The sequence below is a fragment of the Vibrio sp. HI00D65 genome (assembly GCF_001635455.1).
In the GTDB taxonomy this organism is placed as follows: Bacteria; Pseudomonadota; Gammaproteobacteria; order Enterobacterales; family Vibrionaceae; genus Vibrio.
Window position 1 is genome coordinate 126,968 of sequence record NZ_LWEH01000364.1, and the last position, 24,524, is coordinate 151,491.

Here is a 24,524-nt window from a genome sequence, read left to right on the forward strand (position 1 = left end):
CTAGCAATTACAATCAAGACTTACCCATTTCCTATCTCTAGGCTAAGAGTGCTCCAACAGACATCTGGCTGTCTAGTTCTGTCGACTTGCGCTTCACGTCTGTAGCTCCTAACCCAGGCTCCAGTGAGAATAGGCGCAAGACTCAACTAAAACAGCTCGCTACAGTACCATTGCAATTTACTTTGGCAAACATAATACGCATACATTAGTAAACGAGTGGTGAGAGTAAAAAAACGTCTTGGGGCCTGCATGCACTATTTGACGCCTCCAATCAAAAGGGGGGCTAGACATACAGGCCAAGAGGTAACAAACGTAAATGATCAGATTGTAGTTTCTTAACTTAGTTCCATTGAATTACACAACAAAACAACTAGAACTCCACCAGAACGTCACGGCCGGCACGACCTGTAGTCGATATAGTACGAATGCGAACATCACCCGAAACTTTTGGTTTATTTGAATCATCGTACTCTAGCCAAACATGGCCATCATCAACCGAATACTCAATCGTTAATCCTGGGTAAGTCGAATTTGCCGAAAGAACACCACCATCAATCATACCTCCCGGAACAGGAAGTCGATATAGAATCCCTGCAAGGTCAAGTTTTGGAAGCTCTTTGTAGCCAACCTTATTTGCGTAAACAATCCACTCCAAATCGCGTTGCCTAATATTACTCTCTAGATGATTAGTACCCTTACCTTTATGTTCAAGAGTATTGGTCTTGTACATAACTCCTTCTTTATGTTCGGGCTCCCAGCTCGCTTCATGCCATGCTCTTTCAGCTGTCGCCAACAGACGTGGGAATGCCATGTATTCTACCTGCGCATCAGTTCTAATTGTTTCAGACCAGATACTACTTTGAATCCCTTTAAACTCTTTAGTTTTTGGTCCAGAGACATGAGATATCTGAGCCCCCATACGGTCTGCTGTCGTTTCTATGTTCGCAGGAATATTGTCAGGCATAAAATTGAAAATTTCTCGACTGCTGTTTTCTCGAGTAGCCCAGTAATAACCACGCTCTTTAGGATCAGCCTCGTAAGGCATATCCAAATACAATGTATCTGGCAGTGACACTACAACATCATAACCAGCTGTGGCATATGCATCATAAGAGCCAGCACCACCCCAGAATAGGTTTGACCAAACCCAAGCTTTAGTATCCTCACCAGCAAGTGTGGTTGGGTCCATGATTCCACCATGGTTTAACCCATCATTCCAAGCGCCAAGGGTCAAACCATGACGATCAACAATATGAGAAATTCGCTCAATAAAGTGCTTACCAAGATCATCAAAGTTTGCAATCCCACTGTTTGGGTCAATGAACAATTTACGACAAACGGGGGAGTCAAGCCACGCACCTGCAGTTTCATCAGCACCTACGTGATAATCAACCAGTGGTACGCCTGCTTCGGCGTGAAGATTCTTAATCTCAAAAATCACTTTGTCTATGAAAGCATAACTGGATTCTATGCAGGGGTTAATAGTGTTGTCGTTATAGTTCTGTACAGATCGGTACTCTGTAGTATCATTAAGATCAGTGAGCAAGTACATTTCAGCTTTAACGGTATCACCTTCAGCCATGTATTTGTCGTAGCGAGCTTCCATTGACTTAATTGCAGCACGCGAGTGACCTGGCATATCCATGGAGGGTATCACCTCGATATTTCGTGACTTAGCGTATTGAAGGATTTCAATATAATCATCACGAGTATAGTAACCAGATCCACTTGTTGACACGTCAGGTCCAGAAGCTAGCTGTGGCAATAGACAAGTTTTTTCTTTAAGATCATGACACCTATTAGATCCAATATCCGTTAGTTCCGGGATATCTTTGATCTCTAAACGCCAACCTTCATCGTCAGACAAATGGAAATGAAACTTGTTTAATTTATAAGCAGACATTCGATCGAGCAGCTTAAAAACAAGCTCCTTTGAATGAAAATTCCGTGAGACATCCAAATGCACAGAACGGAAATCATAACGAGGCTCGTCCACAATTGACACAGCCGGAATAGTATCTTGACCAGGAGTAATAAGCGAGATTAGGGACTGTACTGCATTAAAAGCGCCCTCTTTATCGACACCTACAATCTCTACCCTATCAGCATTAACATTCATGAGATAAGAACCAGGCATTTTACCAGGTTCAGGCTTAACAGATACATTAACCAGCAGTTCACCTGAAGAAGAGACATTTAGGCGTTCAAAGTTAGCATTCAAAACTGAAACCTGCTCAGAAGGCAGCGCATTATCGATAGGGTTGATCACAATACCATTAGCTATTAAAACTCGGTCATCTAATTCTTTAATGAATGTTGGAGTTGGCAAAATTAGGGCATCTACACTCCTTAACCCTGTATCAGGAGTATCAACATTTAGATCGAAACGTGTCAAAGCAGTAGGATTCACAACTGTGTCACCAGCTGTTCGCTTCATCTGATTTTCTGTTGGGAGAATACCTTGAGAAAAAGCGCTAATGTCTTCACGACCATTAACCTGAACAGGGACCGTATTAGCAATCACCTTCGCCTCAAGATCACCGTGCGCCACGTAATAATTTGGGAAAAAATCAGTATCACTGACTATCCAAGAAGGGAAATCAACCGTGAACGATTTCGTCTCGCCTGGTGCCAAACCGTCAAAGGCATCAGTCATCGTTATACGATGCAAATCACCATTAATATGCTCCACATCGAACTCAAGGGAGCTTTCGGACAGCATTGAGAATAAACTACCAAAGTAAATTTCAATATCACCGTGAAGGTTCTTGTCACCAGTATTAGTAATCTCAAAAGATTGTCTGAAACAAGCCCCCCACGGAGCCTCGTCTGGACAATCGTTTGGCTGATTATTAACTAGTGCTGGCTTGATCATTATATTGCCGGCCGCATAGTCGACATCAGCTTGAGTTATACTCTCCCCCCCCTGGATAGATGCACAGCCTGTTAAAACCGATAACGCTAAAAGTGACAGTTTATACTTCATATAATTTACCTAACAAAAAAAGTATAAAAACACTACACTGCAAATTGCAGGTTAAAAGCAATTTTTGTAAATAGCGTGTACCGACTCGAAAAAATAATATCTTTAATTATATAAAGCTCATGAATCCTATTTGCCGCAAAGCAATACCAACTACTCATGAAAAAAATCAAACATATGTTCTGCACAATTAAATATAAAAATAAGTAAAGGCACTAATGCGAAGTTACTCTTTAAAAGTTAACAAACCCACCTAACATATTATTAACAAATAACAATCATTAACGCAGGAAACAAGCGAAAAGAAATATTTATACAGTCAGGATTAGGGAGAGCAACGATAGCTATATTTCAGGAAGGGTAATACGTATCCCTATAAAAAATTCATAAACACCGCTCAACATCCAGACTCCGAACAAAAAGTTGCCAGTAGGAATTAACATCATTCCAATAGGTTCAATCTAATCGATGAGTATTAAAAAGTGATTAACATACTAGATAAATAGTGCGAAATAATAATGCTGTTTTACCGAAATAGATAAAAGTGCTTGATTTTTATGGAAGCAAAAAGTTCGGCTACATATTAAGATAAAGATTCCTTCATGTTGTCTTGAGCCTACATAGAAATAAGCTTAGACAGTAGCACAAACTAGTCCTATGTATCATGACCGAATAATCGCGACTCGGTCATGATCCCCTCAATAATCTAAACCCAATCAGTTTTAATTTGGGGCTAAACTTGCGGTTTCAGTTTATAAGAGTAAAGTCGCATCCGCCTGATTCTCTGGCATCGCATCAATGAACGCAGGCAACTGGTTACACGCTGCAACAATCGAGTTAATCAGCGGATAAGGCGACATATCAAGACCAAAGCGTAAGGCATTATAGACTTGCGGCACTAAACAAATATCAACGATACAAGGTGAATCCGTGAGACTATACACCGAGTCGCCGTGCGCTTTTTTGTGCTTCGCCAGCTTCTCTTCTAAAGCATGGAAACCCTGGCTCATCCAATGATGAAGCCAATCCATTTTCGCTTCTTGTTCGCACGATAATTCTCGCTCCAAATACTGCAGCACACGCAGATTGTTCAGAGGGTGAATCTCCATCGCAATATCCTGAGCCATCGCCAATGCTTGGTAACGCAGTGGTTTTTGCTCAGGGATCAACAAGGTGTCAGGACTGCTCTCACACAAATAGCTTTCATCCAAGTATTGTAAAATCGTCAGCGACTGATTGAGTTGAACGTCACCATCCACCAGCACAGGCACTAATTCACTGGCATTGATCTCGCGATATTGTGGATCATGCTGCTCGCCGCCATTACGCACCAAATGCACCAATTTCAACTCATAGCTAAGTTGCTTGAGGTTCAACCCAATACGCACTCGATAGGCTGCCGAAGAGCGCCAATAACTATAGAGAGTGATCTTCTTGTTCATAAAGAGCCCTTGTCCATACTATTCCTCTCTGTCGCTTTACTCTTGTCGCTATCCCTTGCGTGGTCGATATTGACTGACTTTTTGGTCAATCGCGCCAAAGATCGAGTCACCAGCGGCATCGAACATCTCTAGACGAATCGAATCACCAAACGACATGAATTGAGTCGACGGCTTACCATCACGAATTGTCTCTATCATGCGTACTTCAGCAATACACGAGTAGCCCACACCGCCTTCTGCAATCGAGGTGCCATGGTCAGTGTCTTGCTTATTCGATACCGTGCCAGAGCCAATGATCGCGCCAGCCGACAGTGGACGAGTCTTCGCAGCATGGACAATCAGCTCCGCGAAATTGAAGGTCATGTCCACACCAGCATTCGGGCAACCAAAAGGTGTGTCGTTGTAGGTTGAAGTCAGTGGCAGGTGAACCTTACTCCCTTTCCACTGTTCACCAAGCTCGTCGGGCGTGACGGCAACTGGAGAGAACGCTGAAGAAGGCTTGGACTGGAAGAAACCAAAGCCCTTGGCGAGCTCAGCCGGAATCAAACCACGCAGCGACACATCATTCACCAACATTAGCAGACGAATCGAATCGTGCGCCTTCTTGGCACTGACTCCCATTGGCACATCTCCGGTGATAACCGCAACTTCACCCTCGAAATCGATACCCCATTCGTCACTGGCAAATTCAATATTGTCACGTGGACCAATAAACGCATCTGAACCACCTTGATACATAAGCGGGTCAACCCAGAAGCTTTCTGGCATTTCAGCACCACGAGCCTTACGCACCAGCTCAACGTGGTTTACATACGCGCTGCCATCCGCCCATTGATAAGCACGTGGCAGAGGCGATTCACAATATTGAGGCGCAAAAACTTCACTGCCCGTCACATGACCAATGTTGAGCGAGGTGTATAGCTCCTCTAACTGAGGTGCAACGCTGTCCCAGTTATCCAGAGCAACTTGCATGGTTGGCGCCAGATGCATCGCGTGGAAAATTTCCGTCGCTGGCACACACTGTTTGAGATCTCTACTCACGACCATCAACAGACCATCACGAGTACCATTTTTCTTGGTTGCTAATTTCATCCTTGTTGCCCCTTACTTCTCTTGCCAACTGTAGACATATTCTTTGTTCTCAACGCTATCGAGCTCGTCAGAGAACTGCAATGCATGGCGGGTATCGATCATTACCGCGACTTCGTCGGTGAACTTTTTCTTATACGCTTGCCCAGCCTTAAAAGCTTTCGGGTGAGGCCCATGAGTGAAGCCCGCTGGGTGGAAAGTCACCATGCCCGCTTCAATATTGTCGCGACTGAAAAAGTCTCCAGCGTGATAGAAAAGCACTTCGTCGTAATCATCATTGTTGTGGTAAAACGGCACTTTCAGCGCACCGGGGTCGCTCTCAATCGGACGCGGCACAAAGGTACACACCACAAAGCCCGCGCCAACAAACGTGGTATGCGCAGACGGTGGCAAGTGGTAGCGATGTGACATCAGCGGTCTGATATCGCGCCAGTTCACTTTCACCACAGCCAAATCACCATGCCAGCCAATCGCGTCTAAAGGATTGAACGGATAAGTGATCACGCTGACTTTGTCATGGCGTTTAACCTGAACTTGAGTTTGATCTTCTGAATACTGAGCGCGGAATTGATCGTTGATCGATGGAATTTCAAGAACCGCCGGATCAAACACTGCGTGATTGCCGACCATGCCCTTCTCCGGCAAGGAGTAAGCGGCGTCGGTGTTCTCAATCATCAGGATAAACATTGGTTCGCTTGGCTCCAAGCGCCAATTAGTCGAGCGCGGGATCATCACGTAATCCCCTTCACTCACCTCTAAATGACCATAATCGCAATAGAGATCAGCGCTGCCTTGGTGAATGAACAGTAGCTCATCGCCATCGGAGTTACGTACCAAGAAATCCATCTCCTCAACCATACGCCATACGCGAATTTTGCAGTCCGCATTGTGCAAAAGGTGAGGCACAGCCCAAGGGGTTATCTGGCTGGCTTTTTCCACCAGCGTAAAATCAAAAGCGCGAGGGCGTAAGTCGCCCTCCCACTCCGACCAACCTGTTGGCGCATGTTGGTGATGGAAGTGAGCGGCAGGGCCGAAGAAACCACTTCGGCCCGCCTCTCGCTCATAGATAGCCTCTTCGGGGAAGTCGGCATGCGCTTGTTTAGAGCACACTCCCTCCCGATGAGGAAACGAGATCCATTTATGCATCGTCTAATACTCCTCGACGAATCTGGTCCTCTTCGATCGATTCAAACAGCGCCTTAAAGTTGCCTTCACCAAAGCCTTCATTGCCTTTACGCTGAATGATTTCAAAGAACACAGGTCCAATAACCGTCTGTGTGAAAATTTGCAGTAAGATGCCGTCTTTAGTCGGTGCACCATCAATCAGAACACGCAGCTCACGCAGCAGATCAGTGTCTTCACCATGGCCTTTAACGCGCTCATCAACTTTCTCGTAGTAGGTATCTGGGGTTGGCATAAAGTCCATGCCGCGATCACGCAGAGTTTTCACTGTTTTGTAGATATCATCTGTAGCGAGTGCGATGTGTTGAATGCCTTCACCGTTGTATTCGCGGATGAACTCTTCAATTTGTGATTTATCATCTGAAGACTCATTGATAGGGATGCGGATTTTGCCACATGGGGAGGTCATTGCGCGGCTCACAAGGCCTGTCAGCTTACCTTCGATATCAAAGTAACGAATCTCGCGGAAGTTACCGATACGCTCATAAAAACCCGACCACAGGTCCATATTGCCTTGTTTCACGTTGTGCGTAAGGTGGTCGATCTCGTAGAGGCCTACATCAGCTTTCGCCATGCGCTCTTCCGCATCATCATAGAATCGGAAATCAACATCATAGATGCTCTGCTTGCCGTAACGGTCTACGAAATAAAGCAGACTTTCACCGATACCGTAAATAGCAGGAATGCTTAGCTCCATTGGCCCGATTTCTGTTTTGTACTCTTCACCACCACAGTTAGACGCCTGCGTCATTGCCGTGGTTGCATCGTTAACACGAAACGCCATGCCACACACCGATGGGCCGTGAACTTTAGCGAACGCTTCAGCTTGGCTGTGTGGTTGTTCATTGACGATAAAGTTGATGTCACCTTGTCGATAAAGCCAAGCCTCTTTTGAACGGTGCTTAGCGATCTCGGCAAAACCAAGTGACACAAACAGCGCTTTAAGTTGCTCAATTCCCTTGTGGTCGACAGCTGTGTATTCAACAAACTCGAATCCATCCGTGCCAAGCGGGTTGTATGACTCCACCATGAACTTTCTCCTTGTACCTATCGGTTTTGTGTTACGTTTTTTATGAAATGATTGTTTGTTTTTGTCCCTAATTAAATTTGGCCCACAAGCCGACAGATTGGAATGGATGGAGAGAAATGGACAATCACGCTAAAACCCCATCAATTTGTAAAATATTTGTTACACACAAACTCTAATCACAAGAAAGTGAGCACTATCAAGGGGTTGAAATATGGTGGTTTGATTTACAGGCAAGCAAGAGATGTTATTGAATTGTTACATTAAAGCTTTTATGAGCTAAGGTGATAAGTCGAACCTTAGACTGATGTGGCAAAAAAGCCGCTGTAGTCAGCGGCTTGATAAGTTCTAAAACGAAGCTAATTCGAATATAGGGTTCGCGTTAATCCCAGTTGAGAATCGACCAATTCGGTTGCTCGGCCAGTGCTTTCAAACGCGGGCATGGGTTCACTAAATACGCAAAATCAGCGTGTTCACACAAAGGTAAGTCATTGATTGAATCAGTATAAAAGTGAATGTCTGAATAGTTAGTTTCTTGATTGTCTAACCACTCTTTCAAACGGGTGACCTTACCTTCTCGGTAACTCGGCACACCTAATATTTGAGAAGTAAAACGGCCTTGGTTTTCGACCAAATCGATACCGAGTGCATTCTCGATACCAATCTTACGGCCCACAGCTTCTACTAAAAAAGTGACGCTCGCCGAGATGATCAACATGTCAATATCGTCCCGCGCAAGCTGCTCTATCAATGGTTTCGACTGTTTGAACTGCTTAGGTAAAATACACTGCTCCACACACTCTTCCACCAAAGCGCTGACTTGCTCAGTTGGCATGTCAGCCAGTGGCTCCATAGCAAACGCAAGGTAGTCTTCCATGTTCAGCCTACCTTCCGAATATAAGCCCATTAAGCGTTGGTCTTCTTCAATAAAGTTCGGTGCTTTAGCAATGCCCTTTTCAACCAAGAATTCATTCCAAAGCATCGCTGCATCGGCATTGATCAGCGTTTCATCCATATCGAATACATACAAAGGTTTGAACATCTTAGGCTCTCACTGGTTGAATTTCGTTAAGGTTAAACAGCAGTTCAAGTTGGCTGCCATTTGCCAATAGACGTTCTGAAGAACGGTTAAGCAGGTCGACCGTCAGCTCGCATTCATCAACATCCACTTGGTAGCGAATCACGTTGCCCAACAGCTGGTGGTTACGAATAGTGCCGGTTTTCGGCGCAGAGATATGTTCGCCATATTGTCGACCTTGCTCTTTAACGTAGATAGATTCAGGTCGAATCGCCACCTTCCACTCGGTTTCAATATTAAACAGCTGCTTAGCCTTGTTCGCTTGTACCAAGTTGTAGTGTCCCATAAACCCTGCCACAAACTCATCAGCTGGTTGAGTGTAGATCTCTTCAGGTGTACCGGCTTGGACGATCTCACCTTTATTCATCAGGAAGATACGGTCAGACATGATCATCGCTTCTTCTTGATCGTGAGTCACGAAGATGGTGGTTAGGTTCATCTCTTTTTGAATATCTCGGATCTGCTGGCGCAGATGTTTACGGATCTTCGCATCCAGCGCTGAAAGTGGTTCATCAAGCAATAAAATACGCGGCTTGACCACCAAGGCTCTGGCTAAAGCCACACGCTGACGCTGACCACCTGATAATTGATGCGGGTAGAACTTCTCTTTGCCCGATAAGTCCACCAGCCCAATCACTTTCGCGACTTCGCGCTTTATATCGTCAGCAGCAAGCTTTTTCATTTTAAGGCCAAACGCAATGTTGCCCTCAACCGTCATGTTCGGGAACAAAGCATAAGATTGAAACACCATGCCGATGCCACGGTCTTGCGGCACTTGGTGAGTGATCTCTTCACCATTCACCCAAATCTCGCCACCATCGACCGGATTTAGGCCTGCTAAACTTCGCAGCAGCGTTGATTTACCGCAGCCACTTGGGCCAAGCAACGTGATGAATTCCCCCTTCTCGATAGAGAATTCAATGTCTTCAAAAACTGTGTTGTCACCAAAACGCTTGGTGAGGTTTTTCGCATGTACATAGCTCATTATTTGGTTCCTTGGCTGAAACGACTTGCCAACCAAGTCAGTAAGAAAATAAACAGGAAGTACGTCATCACAAGGGCTGACGTGAAGTGACCGCTGGTTTGACGCATGTTGTATAGGTAGATTTGTAGTGTCTCGTAACGTGTACCAACCAAGATGTTGGCAAACACGAACTCGCCTAGTAGGAACGAGAACGATAAGAACAGCGACGCCATTAAGCCTTTTTTAAGGTTTGGCAAAATAATCAACAAGAACGCCTTAGTAGTGCTTGCACCGAGCAGGTGAGCCGCATCCATCAAGTCGCGCAAGTTGATTGCATCAAAGCTGTTGGCAATCGCGCGATACATGAATGGCAGCGCGATGGTGAAGTAAGTACCAATCAAAATCCACGGCGTGCCTATCAGTGAGATTTCGCTATCGGCATACAGCTGAAGCAAGCCTACCGAAGACACCACTGGCGGCACTGCGAACGGCAATAAGATCAGGATATTCATGACCCTGTCGAGTTTCGGGAAATAATAAAACACCACGAAAATCGCAGGCAGAATCAAAACCACACTCAGTGACAACGCCGCTACACAGATAAACAGTGAACGACCAAAGGCTTGTAAGAAGCGAAGATCCATCAGCAAGTTGATGTACCAATCCAAAGTAAAACCATCAGGCAAGATCGTGGCGCCCCAACGTGACGAGATCGAGTAAATGAAGGTGGCTAAGATCGGGATCATCATGATGCCAACGATCGAATAGACCACGGTTTTATGAAAGTGAGTATTTACGGTGTTCATTACTTTCTCTTCCCTGCGTAGCTTTTGTTGATCAGCCATTGGTTAATCACAGTGATAAAGGCCAGCATAGCCATCAGAATCACGGAAATTGCAGCGGCTAGGTTTGGCTCTAGGAACAAGTCGCCCGATACCAAGCTCGCGATTCGAATCGTAATCACGTTGTAATTACCCGAGGTTAACGCGTACACGCTCGCATAGGCGCCAATCGCATTAGCAATCAAAATGATGAAGGTGCCAAATAAAGCTGGAGACAGCACAGGAAGCGCAACTTTGGTCCAGTATTGCCAGGCTTTCGCACCAAGCAGCGCTGAGGCGGCTTGCCAGTCGTCGCTAAGGGCATCAAACGCTGGATACAGCAACAACACAGCCAATGGGATCTGAAAGTAAATGTAAATCGCCAACAAGCCCCACTTGCCGTACAAGTCGAAGTCCCCTAGCAATCCGTACTGCTTGAGCAATAAGGTGATTGCACCGTTGGTGCCTAAGATGATGATAAAGGCGAACGACAGAGGCACACCAGAGAAATTGCTGCTCATGTTAGTGAAAGCAATCACTGCGTCGCGGATTTTAGAGTCGACACGGCGCAATGAAGAAACGAGCAGAGTCGCAATCGCCAAACCAAAGATACTCGACCAAATCGACAGCCATAAACTGTTACCAAAGGCCTGCATCATGAAGGCTGAATCGAGGACTTCAGAGTAGTTTTCTAAAGAAAGCTCATCGTCGTAGAAGAAGCTGTTGATCAACACCCAAACCATAGGAGCCAGTTGGAACAGATAGAAAAACAGGGCGAAAGGCGCAAGCCACAAAGCGGGCTTGAAGCGTTTGAACCAAGATTTGGTTTGAGGTTTAAGGACAGAGCCATCGCTCTGCGTGATTACAGAACTGCTCATAAGGCCAACAATTCCTGAGTGTAAGATTTATCGTGTTCAAGGTTGAGTAGCTGACACACGCTGCCGCAGATGTCAGTCTGTTTTACTGAACAGACTTGGTGTGTGAACTTATCGCCAATCACAAAGAATGGCACTTCACGCTCTTCAGGCAGAATGCCACCGTGTGATAAGTCATTATTCATGCCGTGGTCACTGGTGATGATCACCTGATAACCTTCGTCCACCCATTTCTCAAGGTAGTTCGATAGGTAGATATCGGCGCCACGTGCACTATTACGGTATTGGCGAGAGTCCAACCCGTGCTTGTGGCCCATATCGTCAATGTTCATTGGGTGAATCAGCAAGAAGTCCGGCTGATGAGTGACACGCAAATGCTCAGCATCCAAGAACAAGGCTTCATCTGGGTAGTGGTCCCAGTGATAAAAACAGCCATGTTGAATGTTCATGGTTTCGTCGTTGGTAAAGCGATCACGCACCGCATCAAATGGCGCTCGGTTATACAGCTCACTCACCCAGTGATACGCCGCAGCGGCCGTTACTTTACCCTGTGATTTAGCCAAACTAAAAATCGATTCGTGATTCGATAAACGCACGATTTGGTTATTAACAATGCCACTCTCAACGGGGCGAACTCCGGTTAAGATGCACTCATACAGTGGACGTGACATGGACGGCAGCTCACACTGCATTGGGTAAAGCGTGGCACGCAGCTTGTTTTTTTGCGTGTTCATGTTTAGCGAGTCGCCCTGTTTTTCATGAAGATCGCTCAGTTCTAGAAGACCGTTCAGGTAGCCCATGCAATCACGGGCTACCTGATAATTCAGTCCATCTAGAACAACAAGGATAACCTTATTGCTCATGGTATATTCTCTGTTACTTGTTTTGAATATGGATTATTGCTGATGAATCAAGACGCTTTCTTGCCATTGACGCGGCAGACGACGTGCTGATTTTTCCCATGCTGAGAAGTCAGTGACTGGGTGAACGTTGCTGTATTGCTCGTTCGAGATCAGCTTGTCTTGTACTGATTGAGGAAGCGTAACGTTGCTACGGATTGGGCGCGCGTAACCTTCTGCTAGGTTGATCTGGCCTTGGTCGCTGAAGATGTATTCACGAGCCAGCTTCGCCGCATTCGGGTTCTTCGCATATTTGTTGATGATGGTGGTGTAACCAGAGATCACTGAGCCATCTTGTGGGATGTTGACAGTGAAGCGCTTACGATCAATCTTGTCGCGGTAGTTCAGTGCGTTGAAATCCCACATGATCGCGACTTCCACTTCACCTTTTTCAAGGTTCGCAATGCTTGGATCTGTGTAAGATAGACGGCCTTGCTTCGCTAGCTCACCAAAGAATTTAATCGCCGGTTTTAGGTTCGACTCATCACCACCATTCGCAAATGCTGCAGCTAGAATCGCGTTGTTTGCTTGTGCTGCTACGCCTACGTCACCAACAGTGACTTTGTAATCGCCTTCTAATAAGTCACTCCAAGATTTTGGTGCGTCTTTGACAAGGTTGTTGTTTGAGATAAACGAGATAGTGCCCGTATAAGCAAGAGCCCAGTGACCATCTTTGTCTTTCGCCCAGTCCGGAATATCATTCCAAGTACTTGGCTTGTATGGCTGAGTCACGTCTTTCTTCACCGCAACACGTGCAAAGGCGAAGCCAACGTCACCGATATCTGCGGTTGCGTTTCTTTTCTCTGCTTCAAATTTCGAGATCTCTTGTGCTGAGCTCATGTCTGTATCCTGATGCTTCAAACCGTAGTTCGCTTTCAGATCAGCCCATGTGCCTTTCCAGTTTGCCCAATTGTCAGGCATGCCCACACTGTAAACCGCACCCTCTTTTTGAGCGGCTTCAATCAGTGACTCAAGATCAGCATCCTTTGCCATCGCTGGCATTGAAAGTGTTGCCGTTATTAACGTTGCGCCAATCAGTTTGGCTGGCGATACAATTGAACGGCTAAGCAAGGTTTTCATTGTCTCTATCCCTCTGGACTAGGTCAGTAAGTTCGTTTTGTATGCTATCGCCAGAATGTGACGCTTTCGCGCAACTTATTTGACAGTTAGGGTGCATTTGTATGGCAGTTATATTTCACTCATATGACAGTAAGGCTATGTTTACTGTCACATTCCTGTTAACTCCATGGTTTACCTTATTGAACACACGAACTTATGGACTAGATCAGCAATGAAAACATTGGCAACAACGCAATCAGGGACACAGCTAGGTAGAATCAAGGCGAGCATCAGAGGACAACTTCAATCGGGTATCTTCACCGAGGGGCAAAAACTGCCATCCGAGCGAGAGCTCAGCGAACTGTTTTCCACCACTAGAATCACGCTCAAAGATGCATTGGTGTCGTTAGAAACTGAAGGTCTGATATACCGAGAGGAGCGCCGAGGATGGTATGTGTCACCCGAACGTATTCGCTACAACCCACTGTCTCGTTCTCACTTTCATCAAATGATTCGCGAACAAGACCGCATCGCAGAAACGCGGCTACTGAGCACTCGCACAGAGATGGCGGCAGGCGATTACGCCAAAGCATTAGAGATAGAACAGATAACGCCAATACACGTGATCGAGCGATTACGCTTTATTGATGGCAGAGCGGTGCTGTTCGTTGAAAATGTATTGAAAGAACCGCTGTTTGAAAAAATATTGTCGGAAAACCTCACCATGTCGCTGACTGGTATTTATAGAGAGAAGTATGGCTATGAAACCAAACGTTCGCGCTTTGATGTCATTCAGACTTCAGCCCCTGCCTATGTCGCTAAGGCGCTAAATTTGACTGAGGGTCAACCGGTGTTGAAGATCTGCCGTGTGAACTACAAGCAAGATGGCGAGCTAATGGACTGCGAATTGGAATACTGGCGACCAGACTCAGTAGTGATCCACATTGATAGCATTGGCTAGTGCCGCATCCATAAAGATAGGTAACCCCACTTATACAAAAACTCCGACGGATTAGGTAGGAGTTTTGGTTTTTTACGATGAGGTTTAATGGCGCACCGACTAAATAATCTTCTGCTCACCTTCTCCTGCCAGTTCGCGCTTGCCAGACAAAAAACTCGCCACGACTTCTCTCAGTGTACCTTGATTAACAGGTTTAGGTAGAAACTTGTCCATACCCACATCAAAGCATAAGTGCTTATCTTTCAGCACTACGTTCGCTGTCAGTGCCACGATAGGAATATGTTTCGACGTCCCTTCTTCGAGTGCTCTAATCTGTTTTGTCGCTTCAAAGCCATCGAGTACTGGCATCTGACAATCCATAAAGATCATCTGATACTCATTATGCTTAAACTTATCGACTCCCACTTTACCGTTATCGGCAATGTCTACCTCAAAGCCAAGCTTCTTAAGCATCACCTTGGCAACCTGCTGGTTGACTCTAGAGTCTTCAACCACCAGAACTTTACCGCTAAATAACGTAGCTTCAGGCTTAGGTTCTTCGGCATCGACGCCCTCTTTAGCCACCACCGCTGGTTTAGTGGTTGGTACAAGCTCATTGTCCTTAAACGCCACCTCCCCTCGATTTGGATAGGTAAAGGTCTCGGTTTCAGCTGTTTTCGCTAATACCTCACTGATGGTCCATTTAAGCTGGTTATCTTGATATGGGCGAGCAATGTAGGCAATAAAACCCACTTGCTTAGCATGTATTTCGTCTTGCTTACGCGGATCAGCAGAGATCATGACAAGCTTAGGGCAAGCTTTGCCAAAGCGCTCGATCAGGTTTCTTGCAAGCTGGAACCCATCGATGGAAGGCATCACTTTATCAATCAACACTAAGTCATACGGCGAAGCATTTTCGATAGACTCTGAAACGAGCTCTAACGCTTGGGTTGCGGTTTCACAGCATGAAGAGGACACACCAAACGATTGTAGCTGTGCCGATGTAATACGCATATTCAGTTGGCTATCATCCACCAGCAACACCGAGACCTTATTAAAATCGATATTATTCTCGTTGCTTTCCAAACACGGATCAAAGTCAGCCACAAAGCAAAACGTACTCCCCTTGCCTTCAACACTGGTTAGCTCAAGCTTGCTGCCCATTAAGGTCACAATCTTATCGCATATGGTCAGCCCCAACCCGGTACCGCCGTATATGCGCGTAGTGCTGCCATCCGCCTGCTGAAACTTATCAAATACCGATTTTTGTTTGTCTTCCGCGATACCAATACCGCTGTCGGCAACTTCAAATCGCACTCTCAATTTCTGCTCAGGCTCAATCACTTGCTCTAAGCGAAGAGAAAGCGTGACATGACCGCGCTCGGTAAATTTGATGGCGTTACCCACTAAGTTATTCAGCACTTGTCTGAGCTGCGTTCCATCACCAATCACCATAGTTGGAATCTTGGGATCTATCGCCAGTTGGAATCGAAGCCCTTTTTGCTCGGCTTTCACTCTGAACGTCGACTCAACATCGGCCGCAATGCCCATCATTTTCATCGGCTCTTGTTGAAGCTCTAAACGTCCCGCTTCAATTTTCGAATAATCCAGGATGTCATTAATAAGGTCGAGAAGAGTTAACGAAGAGGTATTGAGCATGTTGACGTACTCTTTTTGCTCTTTCGGCATATCCATTTCTGAAAGCAGAGACGAAAGCCCGATAATTCCATTCATTGGAGTGCGGATTTCGTGGCTCATGTTAGCCAAAAATTCACTCTTGTTGCGGTTAGCAACTTCAGCCGTCTCTTTGGCTTTAATCAACTCTTGATATTGTTGACGAATGCGTTCAATTGATTGGTTATAACTGTTTTCCAACGTCGATATTTCATCTTTGTAAGTAGAGTCGGTTGGTGTTAAAAAACGTGGTTTATTGTCTTCAACTTGCTGCTCGTTTATCTGAGAGGACATGGTCATTAAGCGTTTTACGACCAAGCGATAAACAATGACCAAAGAGACCAATGATAGCAAAAAGATTTTCACGGCTTCAAAAGCGAGTAGCAACAGCACTCGTTCTTCGAAGTCATTGAGGATCATACTTAAGTCAGATTGCACCGTGAGGGTGGCAAGTGGGAAGTCTTTCCCCCCCATCTGATACACCATCTCCCATGACTGAGAATACGATTGCCCAGTCGTGGGGCTGCCAAGCTCTAAGATTTTTTCGTCAGGGCTTTCGATAAGGAGATAACTGACCGAAGGGAGGCGGGATATGCCCTCCGCTTGCACAAACAATTGAGCGCGATCTTCAACCCATAGGCTTGACGTTAAACTAGAAAGGTAGCCAGCTTTGACCTGTTCGATCTGAGAACTGATAAAAGAAACTCGATTTTGGTACTCCACATACAGCCCCAGACCTGTCACTATAACTGTGAATAAGGTACTGATGGCAATGATGGCCCCGATTAACTGTCGAGAGAGTCCAATATAGCGTTTTCCTTTTTTCACCATATAAAAATTACCAATATTGTTATCTTAGTAAACTACAATTACTCAACTAGTATAGTAGTAGTCATTCATCAAATAACTAGGGAAGGTTATGAAAAAACATCTTATCGTTGCATCCATAGTCAGTTTGTTTTCAAGCAGTTATGCTTTCTCAAGCGAGCCTCTTCACTACTACATTATTGCGAGCCAAGCGCAACCTTTTCAGATCGAAACTGACGGGTCATCCCACAGAGGAATCGTTTCTGATATTGTTGAAGCCGTGTTTGACGATAGCCAGTACGAGATTAACTACCACACCTACCCTTTTAATCGAATGATTGACAAGCTAGATGCGAGAGAAAACCCCAATTGGGTTACCTACGGCAGTCCTAGCTGGGGAAACATCCAATCAGTCAACCTCTCTGAAGAGCCAATTTACAATGTAAAACACGTATTGCTGAGTAGCGGTAAAAAGCCGTTCGAGTTCAATACGATTGACGATTTAGATGGCAAGGCTGTGGTATTGCTAGTAGGATTTGAATATCCAAACTTAGAGCCTTACATACAACAAGGTAAGCTCAATGAGATCCGAGTAAAAGATTACACAGCAGCCTTTCGCGTCATAAACCGTGCGCCAGGTGACATTGTTTTTGTAGAGATGGAGTCTCGAATCAAATACAACCTAAACCAACAGAAACTCAATATCGATGATTATCAAATCCAAGACTTTGGTTCAGTCATCAATAACTATCCGATTCATTTGGCTTTCGACCCAGAAATGGACCCCAAGCTAGAAACTTTTATTAACCAACGTTTAGACCAAATGAAAGACGATGGACAGCTTGATGACATCGTCCAAAGTTACTTATAGTTCTAGCGTCATTCTATGGCTCTGTAACGCACTCTAGCGGCTTCGAATACCGGAACTATAGAAATCTAAAAGGCCGTTCTGCATTCAGCGTACAAGCTAAGCAGAGCGGCCTTTTTAATGTGTACTTAATGTGATGTGATCAAATGCAATTGCTGACTACGAAGTTGTTGGCGCACTGCCATCAAAATTTTTCCTAAGTGATTCTCACCGGTTCCGTCTCCCCCATCTCCCCAAAAATGGTCTTTATGAGAGTGCTCTTTGATCACCGAATCGCCCGTGTTCGTTAAAAACAAAGCAAACTGCGGGTTCTGTGTGAATTTCTCAGTCACAATAAATCGCATCACCTCTACACGAATGTCGTACCAGTCCTCTCGAACCTGCTCTTTGTATTGTCGGCTTAATGAGAATGCTTCAGCAGGTGTGCAGGCTTCAAGGATGATATTTCTCAGTGACGGTGAAGAAAACTTCATTGCCTGATAATAGTGCTCACTGGTTGCCCACACTTGCCCATCCACCTTGATCGGGCAAGCGGCAAAATTTGAAAGGTATCCATTCGGATCTTCTGGTTCATAAAACAACACTTCTTCAGCTTGAGCCACAGAATTCGACATAGCCTTCTCCCTACCAACGACATCACATATTTTTGCTTTGCCTTTAAAATTAGTGGCGTCACATATTGCTGTCAAACAACTTAGTTCAAGAGTATGCCGTCAGCCTGCTTTTAAACGAAAAGTAGAAACTGCCGAGAGAATTTGTATGAGTGAGCTTTATGCCCAGAAGGTAAAATTACAGAGGAGAATCAAATGAGAAATGAATAAAATGCATACAAATCAAAGGGTGGCCTTGAGCCACCCTATTACATGCAATCGGGGATATTAGTGAATAAGACCCAGCTCCCTCGCTTCTTCCAGACTCAAACCGCTTTCTCTAATTTCTCTTAAAGCCTCGATACGACGACGAGCTTCAGCGGACTTCATTTTCTTTTCTGGTTTGAAAGATACTTCTTCTTCAGCATCCCACTTGTTTGCAATGTTTGTCATTTCATCATGGTTGATAGAATTAATGGACATGTTTTCCTCCGAAAAGCACCATGTAATGGACAGGTAATCTGTAGCAAATGCTATTTCGCTTGTTAAGAAATTCTGCACTGAAATGTGATGATTACGACGCTTCATAAAGCTCATTAACAAATGGCTCATTTAAACTTTGCCAAAGCCATTTTCTGCAATTACATTTAGAGGATTCTCCATAATAAATGGGGTTTGATCCAACTCTCACTTTCCTCCCTTAATTTTCGCCTTTCCCACTGAAAATTCCTGAAATACCGCTAGATAAATTCCGAGGCACTTCATTGTTTTTGTACTGGTCGCTTTCACTAAATCCAACACGTGTTAATGATAATAGTTATCAATATCATAACTGAGTATCTATCATGTCTATGGAAAATCCAGATACACCTCTTCTAGAAGTGAAGAATCTATGTGTCGACTACATCACCGATGACGGAGACTTCAACGCGGTAAAGTCCGTTAACTTTAGCATAGGGCAAGGAGAAATCTTTGGTCTGGCTGGCGAATCGGGTTGTGGCAAGAGCACCATCGCCTTTGCTATTAACCGACTTCACAAGCCGCCCGCATTCATCTCTGGCGGTCAAATACTTTTTGATGGGCAAGACCTACTGAGACTATCTGACAGCCAGCTTAATACATTACGTTGGAGTGAGATCGCCATGGTGTTCCAGAGTGCCATGAACTCACTCAACCCTGTATTAACTATCGAAGAACAATTTGCTGACGTACTACGCCACCACAAAGGAATGAGTGATGAACAAGCCAAGGACCGCGCAGAAAAACTGCTCGACCTAGTGAATATACCTCGTCATCGCCTGACCGAATACCCTCATCAATTTAGTGGCGGTATGCGTCAACGATTAGTGATTGCGATTGCTCTCGCGCTCAATCCCAAACTGATCATCATGGATGAGCCAACGACGGCTTTGGATGTCGTCGTTCAACGAGAAATATTGCAACAGATACACCAACTCAGAGCAGAGTTCGGCTTCTCTATCCTCTTTATTACCCACGATTTGGCCCTGATGAGCCAGCTGTGTGACCGCATTGCCATTATGCGTCATGGCAAGATCGTTGAAGTCAATCAAGCCTATGAGATTCGCAATAACCCTCAGCACTGCTACACCCAAAAGCTGTGGAGTTCATTCCCTAATATTCACGAACATGCTCACGCCACAGCGTGCTAGGAGCCTCAATGTCACAACCAATTATGCAAGTAAAAAACCTCGTTAAAGAGTTCACTGTTGGGGGCGGATTTGACAAAGAGGAGATATTTAGAGCCCTGCATGGCGTGAGTTTTGATTTATACCCAGGAAGAGCGCTAGCACTCGTTGGCGAATCAGGCTGCGGAAAAAGTACCTGTGCGAGGCTAATGACCAAGGTCTACCCACCGACAAAGGGCGAGATCCTGTTCAATGGCAAAGACATCTCAACCCTCCACAACCGCAAGGACATCTTGGACTACCGCAGCCGAGTGCAAATGGTGTTCCAAGACCCGTTTGGCTCGTTGAATCCGACACACACTATAGAGCACCATTTAACGCGCCCTCTCAAGATTCATAAGCAAGTCGCCAATAAACAAGCGCTAGCAGAGCGCTTGGAAGAGTTATTAACGCTGGTGGAGTTACCCATTGAAACACTGGCTAAGTACCCTCACGAGCTCAGTGGGGGCCAAAGACAAAGGGTTAACCTAGCAAGAGCACTGGCTGTTGGCGCTGAGGTTATTCTTGCCGACGAACCTACCTCCATGTTGGATGTTTCGATTCGACTTGGTGTGCTCAACCTCATGCTACGAATGAAGAAAGAACTCGGGATTGGCTTTTTGTACATAACCCATGATCTAGCGACCGCACATTACATCGCAGAAGAGACAGCAGTTATGTACAAAGGACAGGTCGTCGAATGGGGATCCACTCAGTCGATCTTGACCAATCCTCAACACCCATACACCAAGCTATTGATCTCTGCGGTGCCAGATCCTGATCTGCCATTTGGCGAACTCGTTAAAAATGAACCAAACTATTCAATAGACGCGGAGCTTATTCGAGAACAAAGCAGTGAAATACAGCATAACGTTAAACAAGTTGCTGATAATCACTACGTAAAACAATGGGATGATGTTGCATGAATGAACTAGACACTTGGTTAGAGCGGATCGGAGATTGGTACAAAGCCCGAAAGCATGATCAAGTGGAACGGTTAGAACCTTTGATCTTAACGCCTCCAGATGCACTCTGGGGGCCATTGATCACGGATGAACAGAGCAAAGGCATCGCATGTTGGTTAGATGGCTGCCTGAGAATCTTTACCTTCTATCGACACCCGAATGAAAATGCACAGCATCAAGAAAGGGCTTACCAATACCTAATGTTTGCTTACAGCAAGCTGCAAGCGGTGTCTTGTGACCCCAAAGCAGAGCCGAACTTGCAAGAGTGGTGTACTCAACGAGTTCAGCATCTGTGTGTGCTGGCTCTCGAGTTTGCCAATCAGCAGCATGAGCCGCGCTGGCAAGCAGAGTCAGAGAAGTTGATCGAGTCGCACGTCCGCTTCATGGCGAGCCATCCCCGAAACGATGATCAATGTAATGTAAAACATCAGATTCACTGATCGCTACTCATTTGATCCAAAGTCCACCCTTAAGAAGCTTCCACTCCTGCCAATGAGAGCCAGATCCATGAACGCATGATTTAACCTTGATCATACTTCAGAAGGAAACACATTAAACTACTGATTTTTAATGGCTAGTCGAATTTTTTACAAAAAAAAGCGAGTCCCTTGGGGAACTCGCAAAAATCTATTCAGTATGATGTAACAAAATATGAGCCAATCTGTTAATCATAAGAAAGGACAAAAGGTTGTCTATTCGGGATAAAGAATAATCAACCGACTGCGCTACTTTGTCATCACTTTGTCAGCGTTAGGTGCGGTTCTTATCAACACCTAATGATGTTTCAAATTTCCATCCACAGGCCTGAAATCAGGCCCAGAATCAGTGGCCAATCGCCATTTCATCTAACGCTAAGAACACATTCTCATCCAAATGTCCTTCGTGAACTTGCTTACACACTTTACGACGAACCGCCAAGCCAGAAATAAGACGTTCAATCGAAAGATGGCGGTTGCAGTTACTATCGCGGTCGTTGTACAGCTCAATTAACTTACTCAACGTTTCATAAGGAATGATCTCATCACCTACTCTCAGCCAATCAAGCTTCCCTATAAGCTCTGAGCACTCTTCTTTGATTGAGGCGTGTGAGTGCCCTGTCATAGCAGATAAAGCCGTTATGCTGCGTTCTAGAGCCTCTGCAGAGGTATATTTAGAGAGTGTTATCATGATCTCGTCTGCATTGATCTCGACAGAGTGCTTACGCTGCTTAACACGACGCCCTAATTTACCTCTTGGTGATGGTGCCTTGCGTTGGATTGGCTCGAACTCACCATCGATGATTTCAGACAGCTCTTCCAGCTTCTGCTTTGATACCATCTCGTTGCGGAGCGGGTTTGGCAGCGTTGGTGCCATATTACGTTTACCAGCGTTGGTGGTGCGGGCTCTTGAGTAACGCAATACTTCTTCCACGTTACATTTTATATCAACTTGATAGTCTGTAGTTTTCCCTTTCTCGATCAAAGCTGTGATCGTCAAATGGTAACCCCACAGATTAACCAGGAAGGTATCTTCTTGATCTCCTTCTTCGCCAAGCTTTCTCAATTCACGGATCAGATCCATTGAGAATCGACGCCAATCGATGTTGCGAGCCAACTTCTGATTAAGTTCGCTTAACAACATGCAATCAGAATGACGACGCGCCATACGGCTTCTGAAGTAAGAATACATTTGGAAAACCAAAGTATGCTGTTTCAGGATCTCTGGCGGGAATAAGAAGAAATAATCACGTGTCAGCAGCTCTTCGTAGAACGATGGCTCCCAAACAAGGATGTATAAGTTCGGTTTAATGCGAATTTCGCCGTCAGAGCCCTCTGTAGGCGCTTCTTCCGATGCAGTAATGGTTCTCGCTAAGAATCGGAAACGATCACTCTTAAAGCCTTCTGGCATGTTCTCGCTAAGCCAACGACCAGTAAGCTCATGCAGTTGAAAATCTGTAAATTCGATACGATCAATACTGTCACGGATTGAGTCACGTGCAGGTCCGCTGTCTTTTTTGCCTCGAAGCGACAAAATATCAGTGATGTAGAGTGGGGTTTTGTTCGGTGTGTGTTTTGCATCAAGATGATAGTCATCTTGGTGGTGCTCATGGTATTGAACGGTGAGTGTAAATAACGCGAATAGTGTCATGAGATCATCAACTGTCATGATATTTTTCGATGATCTTGTCTCGATCACTGCGCGAGTACCTGAGATCGAAACCATTGATTTTTGGTAACTCTTACGCGTTCGTGGTGGCGCTAACGCCTGATCAATAATCCCCGCCCAATTTGTTGGAGATACAATGAACTGGTCCGCTTCATCTTTCATTGTTGGGGGAGTATTTAGTCCGTGTTCATTCAGCAGGCGTTTGTTAACTTTGGTTTGGGCTAGGGCTTTAGAACGCTTCTGCTTTTCATTTTGTTTGACACTTTCCGTCACCAAGCTGGTGGCACCCAATACCGATATTAATTGGTTAGGGTTAACAAAACGATGGAGCATGGTTTTTCCTGCTAGGCCTTCTTCAAAGCGAACAGGGATTTGCTTGAAAAGACCGATATTTACAGCCGCTCTCAATCTTTGTTGCAAAGCTGCGCGGGTAACTTGACCATCGGTTGATTCAATAATCTCGGTCGTTGAAACGTATCCATCTTTACTGCTAAATCCACGAAGTGAAATTAGGTTTAGAAGCTCAACTATGCTTTTAGTGACACCTTTGAAGTGTTGATATTGTTCAATCCATTCAACGGCTGTTTCAGATACCTCAAATAAATGACCATCTTTGTGGCTTCGTGCCTTAATTAACAATTTCTCTTCTGGTTTCATTTTTGATCCATATCACACTAACCGTAATTTCACTATAGTTCCTGATGATAAAGAAAGAATGATCATAAATAAAGAGAATTTATTGGCTTTTAAATAACTGATCTTTTAGATTAATATGATCTTAAATGATTAAGTGATCTAATGATCTGGCTGTAATTTTGCTGTTAAGTCTATGAACTTAAACAATTAAATAAAATACGCTTGGAAAGCATGATCATAAGCTTCTCGAAACGATGATCATAAAACAGAAGAAAGCATGATCACAGCGAGTCAGAACTATGATCATTAAATCATTTTAAGCATGATCATTATTGATTCGAAAGCATGATCATTATGGTTATACAGCTTATCCACAACCGATCTTTGTCTATTTTGTTTCGAAGTGCTTATTTGCTGAAAGTGTGGATATTTTTGAAGGCCAATTTATCGGAACAATGATCAAGTAAGTGGTGATTTTCATTGTTCCCTGCCCTCTTTCGTACAAAATCCATTCAGTATCGATTTATCACATGTTGCCTTTCGTTTTAAAAAGACATCGAACCAAAGGTAGGAAGCATGATCATGAAATTGTCATGTTTCTGTATTCCCATCTTGTGTCGATTGAATTTCCTAGCAATAAGGCCCAATAAGTCATGAATCCCCATTCCAAAAGCATTTTTCCGTAAGTTAGCTCTCCAAATATATGCTTCCGGCACGATATCTACTTGATCATTTTTCCGGAAGTTGATCATTTTGAACTGACATTCATTCGGATCAATATTGGCGACGATGAAC

General features: G+C 44.8%; 20 protein-coding genes. 5 read left to right on the plus strand and 15 right to left on the minus strand.

The window, feature by feature from the left end:
• Positions 1-370 precede the first annotated feature (370 nt).
• From A3712_RS20505 to A3712_RS20555, 11 genes are all read right to left on the minus strand, one after another.
• Positions 371-2,986 carry a family 20 glycosylhydrolase gene (locus tag A3712_RS20505; RefSeq protein WP_063524842.1) on the minus strand — a complete coding sequence of 872 codons (2,616 nt, stop codon included), beginning with the start codon at positions 2,984-2,986 and terminating at the stop codon, positions 371-373.
• A 749-nt stretch (positions 2,987-3,735) separates the two neighbouring features.
• A complete protein-coding gene (gene maiA / locus A3712_RS20510; RefSeq protein ID WP_063524843.1) occupies positions 3,736-4,425 on the minus strand; it encodes a maleylacetoacetate isomerase in 690 nt (229 codons plus the stop codon).
• A gap of 48 nt (positions 4,426-4,473) precedes the next feature.
• Positions 4,474-5,517, minus strand: coding sequence for a fumarylacetoacetate hydrolase family protein (locus A3712_RS20515; protein WP_063524844.1), 1,044 nt, complete (start codon positions 5,515-5,517; stop codon positions 4,474-4,476).
• Between the two features lie 12 nt (positions 5,518-5,529).
• Entirely contained in the window at positions 5,530-6,660 is a 1,131-nt protein-coding gene (locus tag A3712_RS20520; RefSeq protein WP_063524845.1) for a homogentisate 1,2-dioxygenase, read from the minus strand.
• Positions 6,653-7,726, minus strand: a complete 1,074-nt coding sequence (gene hppD, locus A3712_RS20525; RefSeq protein ID WP_063524846.1) for a 4-hydroxyphenylpyruvate dioxygenase — start codon at positions 7,724-7,726, stop codon at positions 6,653-6,655. Before hppD ends, A3712_RS20520 begins: the two co-directional genes overlap by 8 nt.
• Before the next feature lie 379 nt (positions 7,727-8,105).
• A complete protein-coding gene (locus tag A3712_RS20530) occupies positions 8,106-8,765 on the minus strand; it encodes an HAD family hydrolase (protein ID WP_063524847.1) in 660 nt (219 codons plus the stop codon).
• Position 8,766: 1 nt separating this feature from the next.
• Positions 8,767-9,786, minus strand: coding sequence for an ABC transporter ATP-binding protein (locus tag A3712_RS20535; protein WP_063524848.1), 1,020 nt, complete (start codon positions 9,784-9,786; stop codon positions 8,767-8,769).
• A complete protein-coding gene (locus tag A3712_RS20540) occupies positions 9,786-10,571 on the minus strand; it encodes an ABC transporter permease (RefSeq protein WP_063524849.1) in 786 nt (261 codons plus the stop codon). Before A3712_RS20540 ends, A3712_RS20535 begins: the two co-directional genes overlap by 1 nt.
• Positions 10,571-11,464, minus strand: coding sequence for an ABC transporter permease (locus A3712_RS20545; RefSeq protein ID WP_063524850.1), 894 nt, complete (start codon positions 11,462-11,464; stop codon positions 10,571-10,573). The genes A3712_RS20540 and A3712_RS20545 overlap by 1 nt, the downstream gene beginning before the upstream one ends.
• Positions 11,461-12,324, minus strand: a complete 864-nt coding sequence (locus tag A3712_RS20550; RefSeq protein WP_063524851.1) for an alkaline phosphatase family protein — start codon at positions 12,322-12,324, stop codon at positions 11,461-11,463. Before A3712_RS20550 ends, A3712_RS20545 begins: the two co-directional genes overlap by 4 nt.
• Positions 12,325-12,357: 33 nt before the next feature.
• Positions 12,358-13,440, minus strand: coding sequence for an ABC transporter substrate-binding protein (locus A3712_RS20555; protein WP_063524852.1), 1,083 nt, complete (start codon positions 13,438-13,440; stop codon positions 12,358-12,360).
• A 211-nt stretch (positions 13,441-13,651) separates the two neighbouring features.
• Between A3712_RS20555 and A3712_RS20560 the strand changes: the two genes are divergently transcribed.
• Positions 13,652-14,380, plus strand: a complete 729-nt coding sequence (locus A3712_RS20560; protein WP_063524974.1) for a UTRA domain-containing protein — start codon at positions 13,652-13,654, stop codon at positions 14,378-14,380.
• A gap of 99 nt (positions 14,381-14,479) precedes the next feature.
• On the opposite strand, the gene A3712_RS20565 is transcribed toward A3712_RS20560, so the two are convergent.
• Positions 14,480-16,864 carry a response regulator gene (locus A3712_RS20565; protein WP_063524853.1) on the minus strand — a complete coding sequence of 795 codons (2,385 nt, stop codon included), beginning with the start codon at positions 16,862-16,864 and terminating at the stop codon, positions 14,480-14,482.
• An 88-nt stretch (positions 16,865-16,952) separates the two neighbouring features.
• On the opposite strand from A3712_RS20565, the gene A3712_RS20570 reads away from it, so the two are divergent.
• Positions 16,953-17,711 carry a substrate-binding periplasmic protein gene (locus A3712_RS20570; protein WP_063524854.1) on the plus strand — a complete coding sequence of 253 codons (759 nt, stop codon included), beginning with the start codon at positions 16,953-16,955 and terminating at the stop codon, positions 17,709-17,711.
• 125 nt (positions 17,712-17,836) lie between these two features.
• Here A3712_RS20570 and A3712_RS20575 read toward each other — a convergent pair whose 3' ends face one another.
• Positions 17,837-18,397, minus strand: a complete 561-nt coding sequence (locus A3712_RS20575) for an NADAR family protein (protein ID WP_063524855.1) — start codon at positions 18,395-18,397, stop codon at positions 17,837-17,839.
• Positions 18,398-18,586: 189 nt separating this feature from the next.
• The gene (locus tag A3712_RS20580) at positions 18,587-18,781 is read right to left on the minus strand and encodes a PA3496 family putative envelope integrity protein (protein WP_004736928.1); all 195 of its coding nucleotides are present in this window, start codon (positions 18,779-18,781) and stop codon (positions 18,587-18,589) included.
• A 362-nt stretch (positions 18,782-19,143) separates the two neighbouring features.
• Between A3712_RS20580 and A3712_RS20585 the strand changes: the two genes are divergently transcribed.
• Genes A3712_RS20585 through A3712_RS20595 form a run of 3 tightly spaced genes read left to right on the plus strand, consistent with a single transcriptional unit; the run spans position 19,144 to position 21,388 of the window.
• Positions 19,144-19,968, plus strand: coding sequence for an ABC transporter ATP-binding protein (locus tag A3712_RS20585; protein ID WP_063524856.1), 825 nt, complete (start codon positions 19,144-19,146; stop codon positions 19,966-19,968).
• Between the two features lie 8 nt (positions 19,969-19,976).
• A complete protein-coding gene (locus A3712_RS20590) occupies positions 19,977-20,909 on the plus strand; it encodes an ABC transporter ATP-binding protein (protein WP_063524857.1) in 933 nt (310 codons plus the stop codon).
• The gene (locus tag A3712_RS20595; RefSeq protein WP_063524858.1) at positions 20,906-21,388 is read left to right on the plus strand and encodes a hypothetical protein; all 483 of its coding nucleotides are present in this window, start codon (positions 20,906-20,908) and stop codon (positions 21,386-21,388) included. Before A3712_RS20590 ends, A3712_RS20595 begins: the two co-directional genes overlap by 4 nt.
• Before the next feature lie 382 nt (positions 21,389-21,770).
• On the opposite strand, the gene A3712_RS20600 is transcribed toward A3712_RS20595, so the two are convergent.
• Positions 21,771-23,750, minus strand: a complete 1,980-nt coding sequence (locus A3712_RS20600) for a replication initiator protein RctB domain-containing protein (protein ID WP_063524859.1) — start codon at positions 23,748-23,750, stop codon at positions 21,771-21,773.
• Positions 23,751-24,524 lie beyond the last annotated feature (774 nt).

Bases quoted from the DNA above. Each gene is read 5' to 3' on its own strand.
- A3712_RS20505 (WP_063524842.1), bottom strand. From the start codon at position 2,986: ATGAAGTATAAACTGTCACTTTTAGCGTTATCGGTTTTAACAGGCTGT.
- maiA (WP_063524843.1), bottom strand. From the start codon at position 4,425: ATGAACAAGAAGATCACTCTCTATAGTTATTGGCGCTCTTCGGCAGCC.
- A3712_RS20515 (WP_063524844.1), bottom strand. From the start codon at position 5,517: ATGAAATTAGCAACCAAGAAAAATGGTACTCGTGATGGTCTGTTGATG.
- A3712_RS20520 (WP_063524845.1), bottom strand. From the start codon at position 6,660: ATGCATAAATGGATCTCGTTTCCTCATCGGGAGGGAGTGTGCTCTAAA.
- hppD (WP_063524846.1), bottom strand. From the start codon at position 7,726: ATGGTGGAGTCATACAACCCGCTTGGCACGGATGGATTCGAGTTTGTT.
- A3712_RS20530 (WP_063524847.1), bottom strand. From the start codon at position 8,765: ATGTTCAAACCTTTGTATGTATTCGATATGGATGAAACGCTGATCAAT.
- A3712_RS20535 (WP_063524848.1), bottom strand. From the start codon at position 9,786: ATGAGCTATGTACATGCGAAAAACCTCACCAAGCGTTTTGGTGACAAC.
- A3712_RS20540 (WP_063524849.1), bottom strand. From the start codon at position 10,571: ATGAACACCGTAAATACTCACTTTCATAAAACCGTGGTCTATTCGATC.
- A3712_RS20545 (WP_063524850.1), bottom strand. From the start codon at position 11,464: ATGAGCAGTTCTGTAATCACGCAGAGCGATGGCTCTGTCCTTAAACCT.
- A3712_RS20550 (WP_063524851.1), bottom strand. From the start codon at position 12,324: ATGAGCAATAAGGTTATCCTTGTTGTTCTAGATGGACTGAATTATCAG.
- A3712_RS20555 (WP_063524852.1), bottom strand. From the start codon at position 13,440: ATGAAAACCTTGCTTAGCCGTTCAATTGTATCGCCAGCCAAACTGATT.
- A3712_RS20560 (WP_063524974.1), top strand. From the start codon at position 13,652: ATGAAAACATTGGCAACAACGCAATCAGGGACACAGCTAGGTAGAATC.
- A3712_RS20565 (WP_063524853.1), bottom strand. From the start codon at position 16,864: ATGGTGAAAAAAGGAAAACGCTATATTGGACTCTCTCGACAGTTAATC.
- A3712_RS20570 (WP_063524854.1), top strand. From the start codon at position 16,953: ATGAAAAAACATCTTATCGTTGCATCCATAGTCAGTTTGTTTTCAAGC.
- A3712_RS20580 (WP_004736928.1), bottom strand. From the start codon at position 18,781: ATGTCCATTAATTCTATCAACCATGATGAAATGACAAACATTGCAAAC.
- A3712_RS20585 (WP_063524856.1), top strand. From the start codon at position 19,144: ATGTCTATGGAAAATCCAGATACACCTCTTCTAGAAGTGAAGAATCTA.
- A3712_RS20590 (WP_063524857.1), top strand. From the start codon at position 19,977: ATGTCACAACCAATTATGCAAGTAAAAAACCTCGTTAAAGAGTTCACT.
- A3712_RS20595 (WP_063524858.1), top strand. From the start codon at position 20,906: ATGAATGAACTAGACACTTGGTTAGAGCGGATCGGAGATTGGTACAAA.
- A3712_RS20600 (WP_063524859.1), bottom strand. From the start codon at position 23,750: ATGAAACCAGAAGAGAAATTGTTAATTAAGGCACGAAGCCACAAAGAT.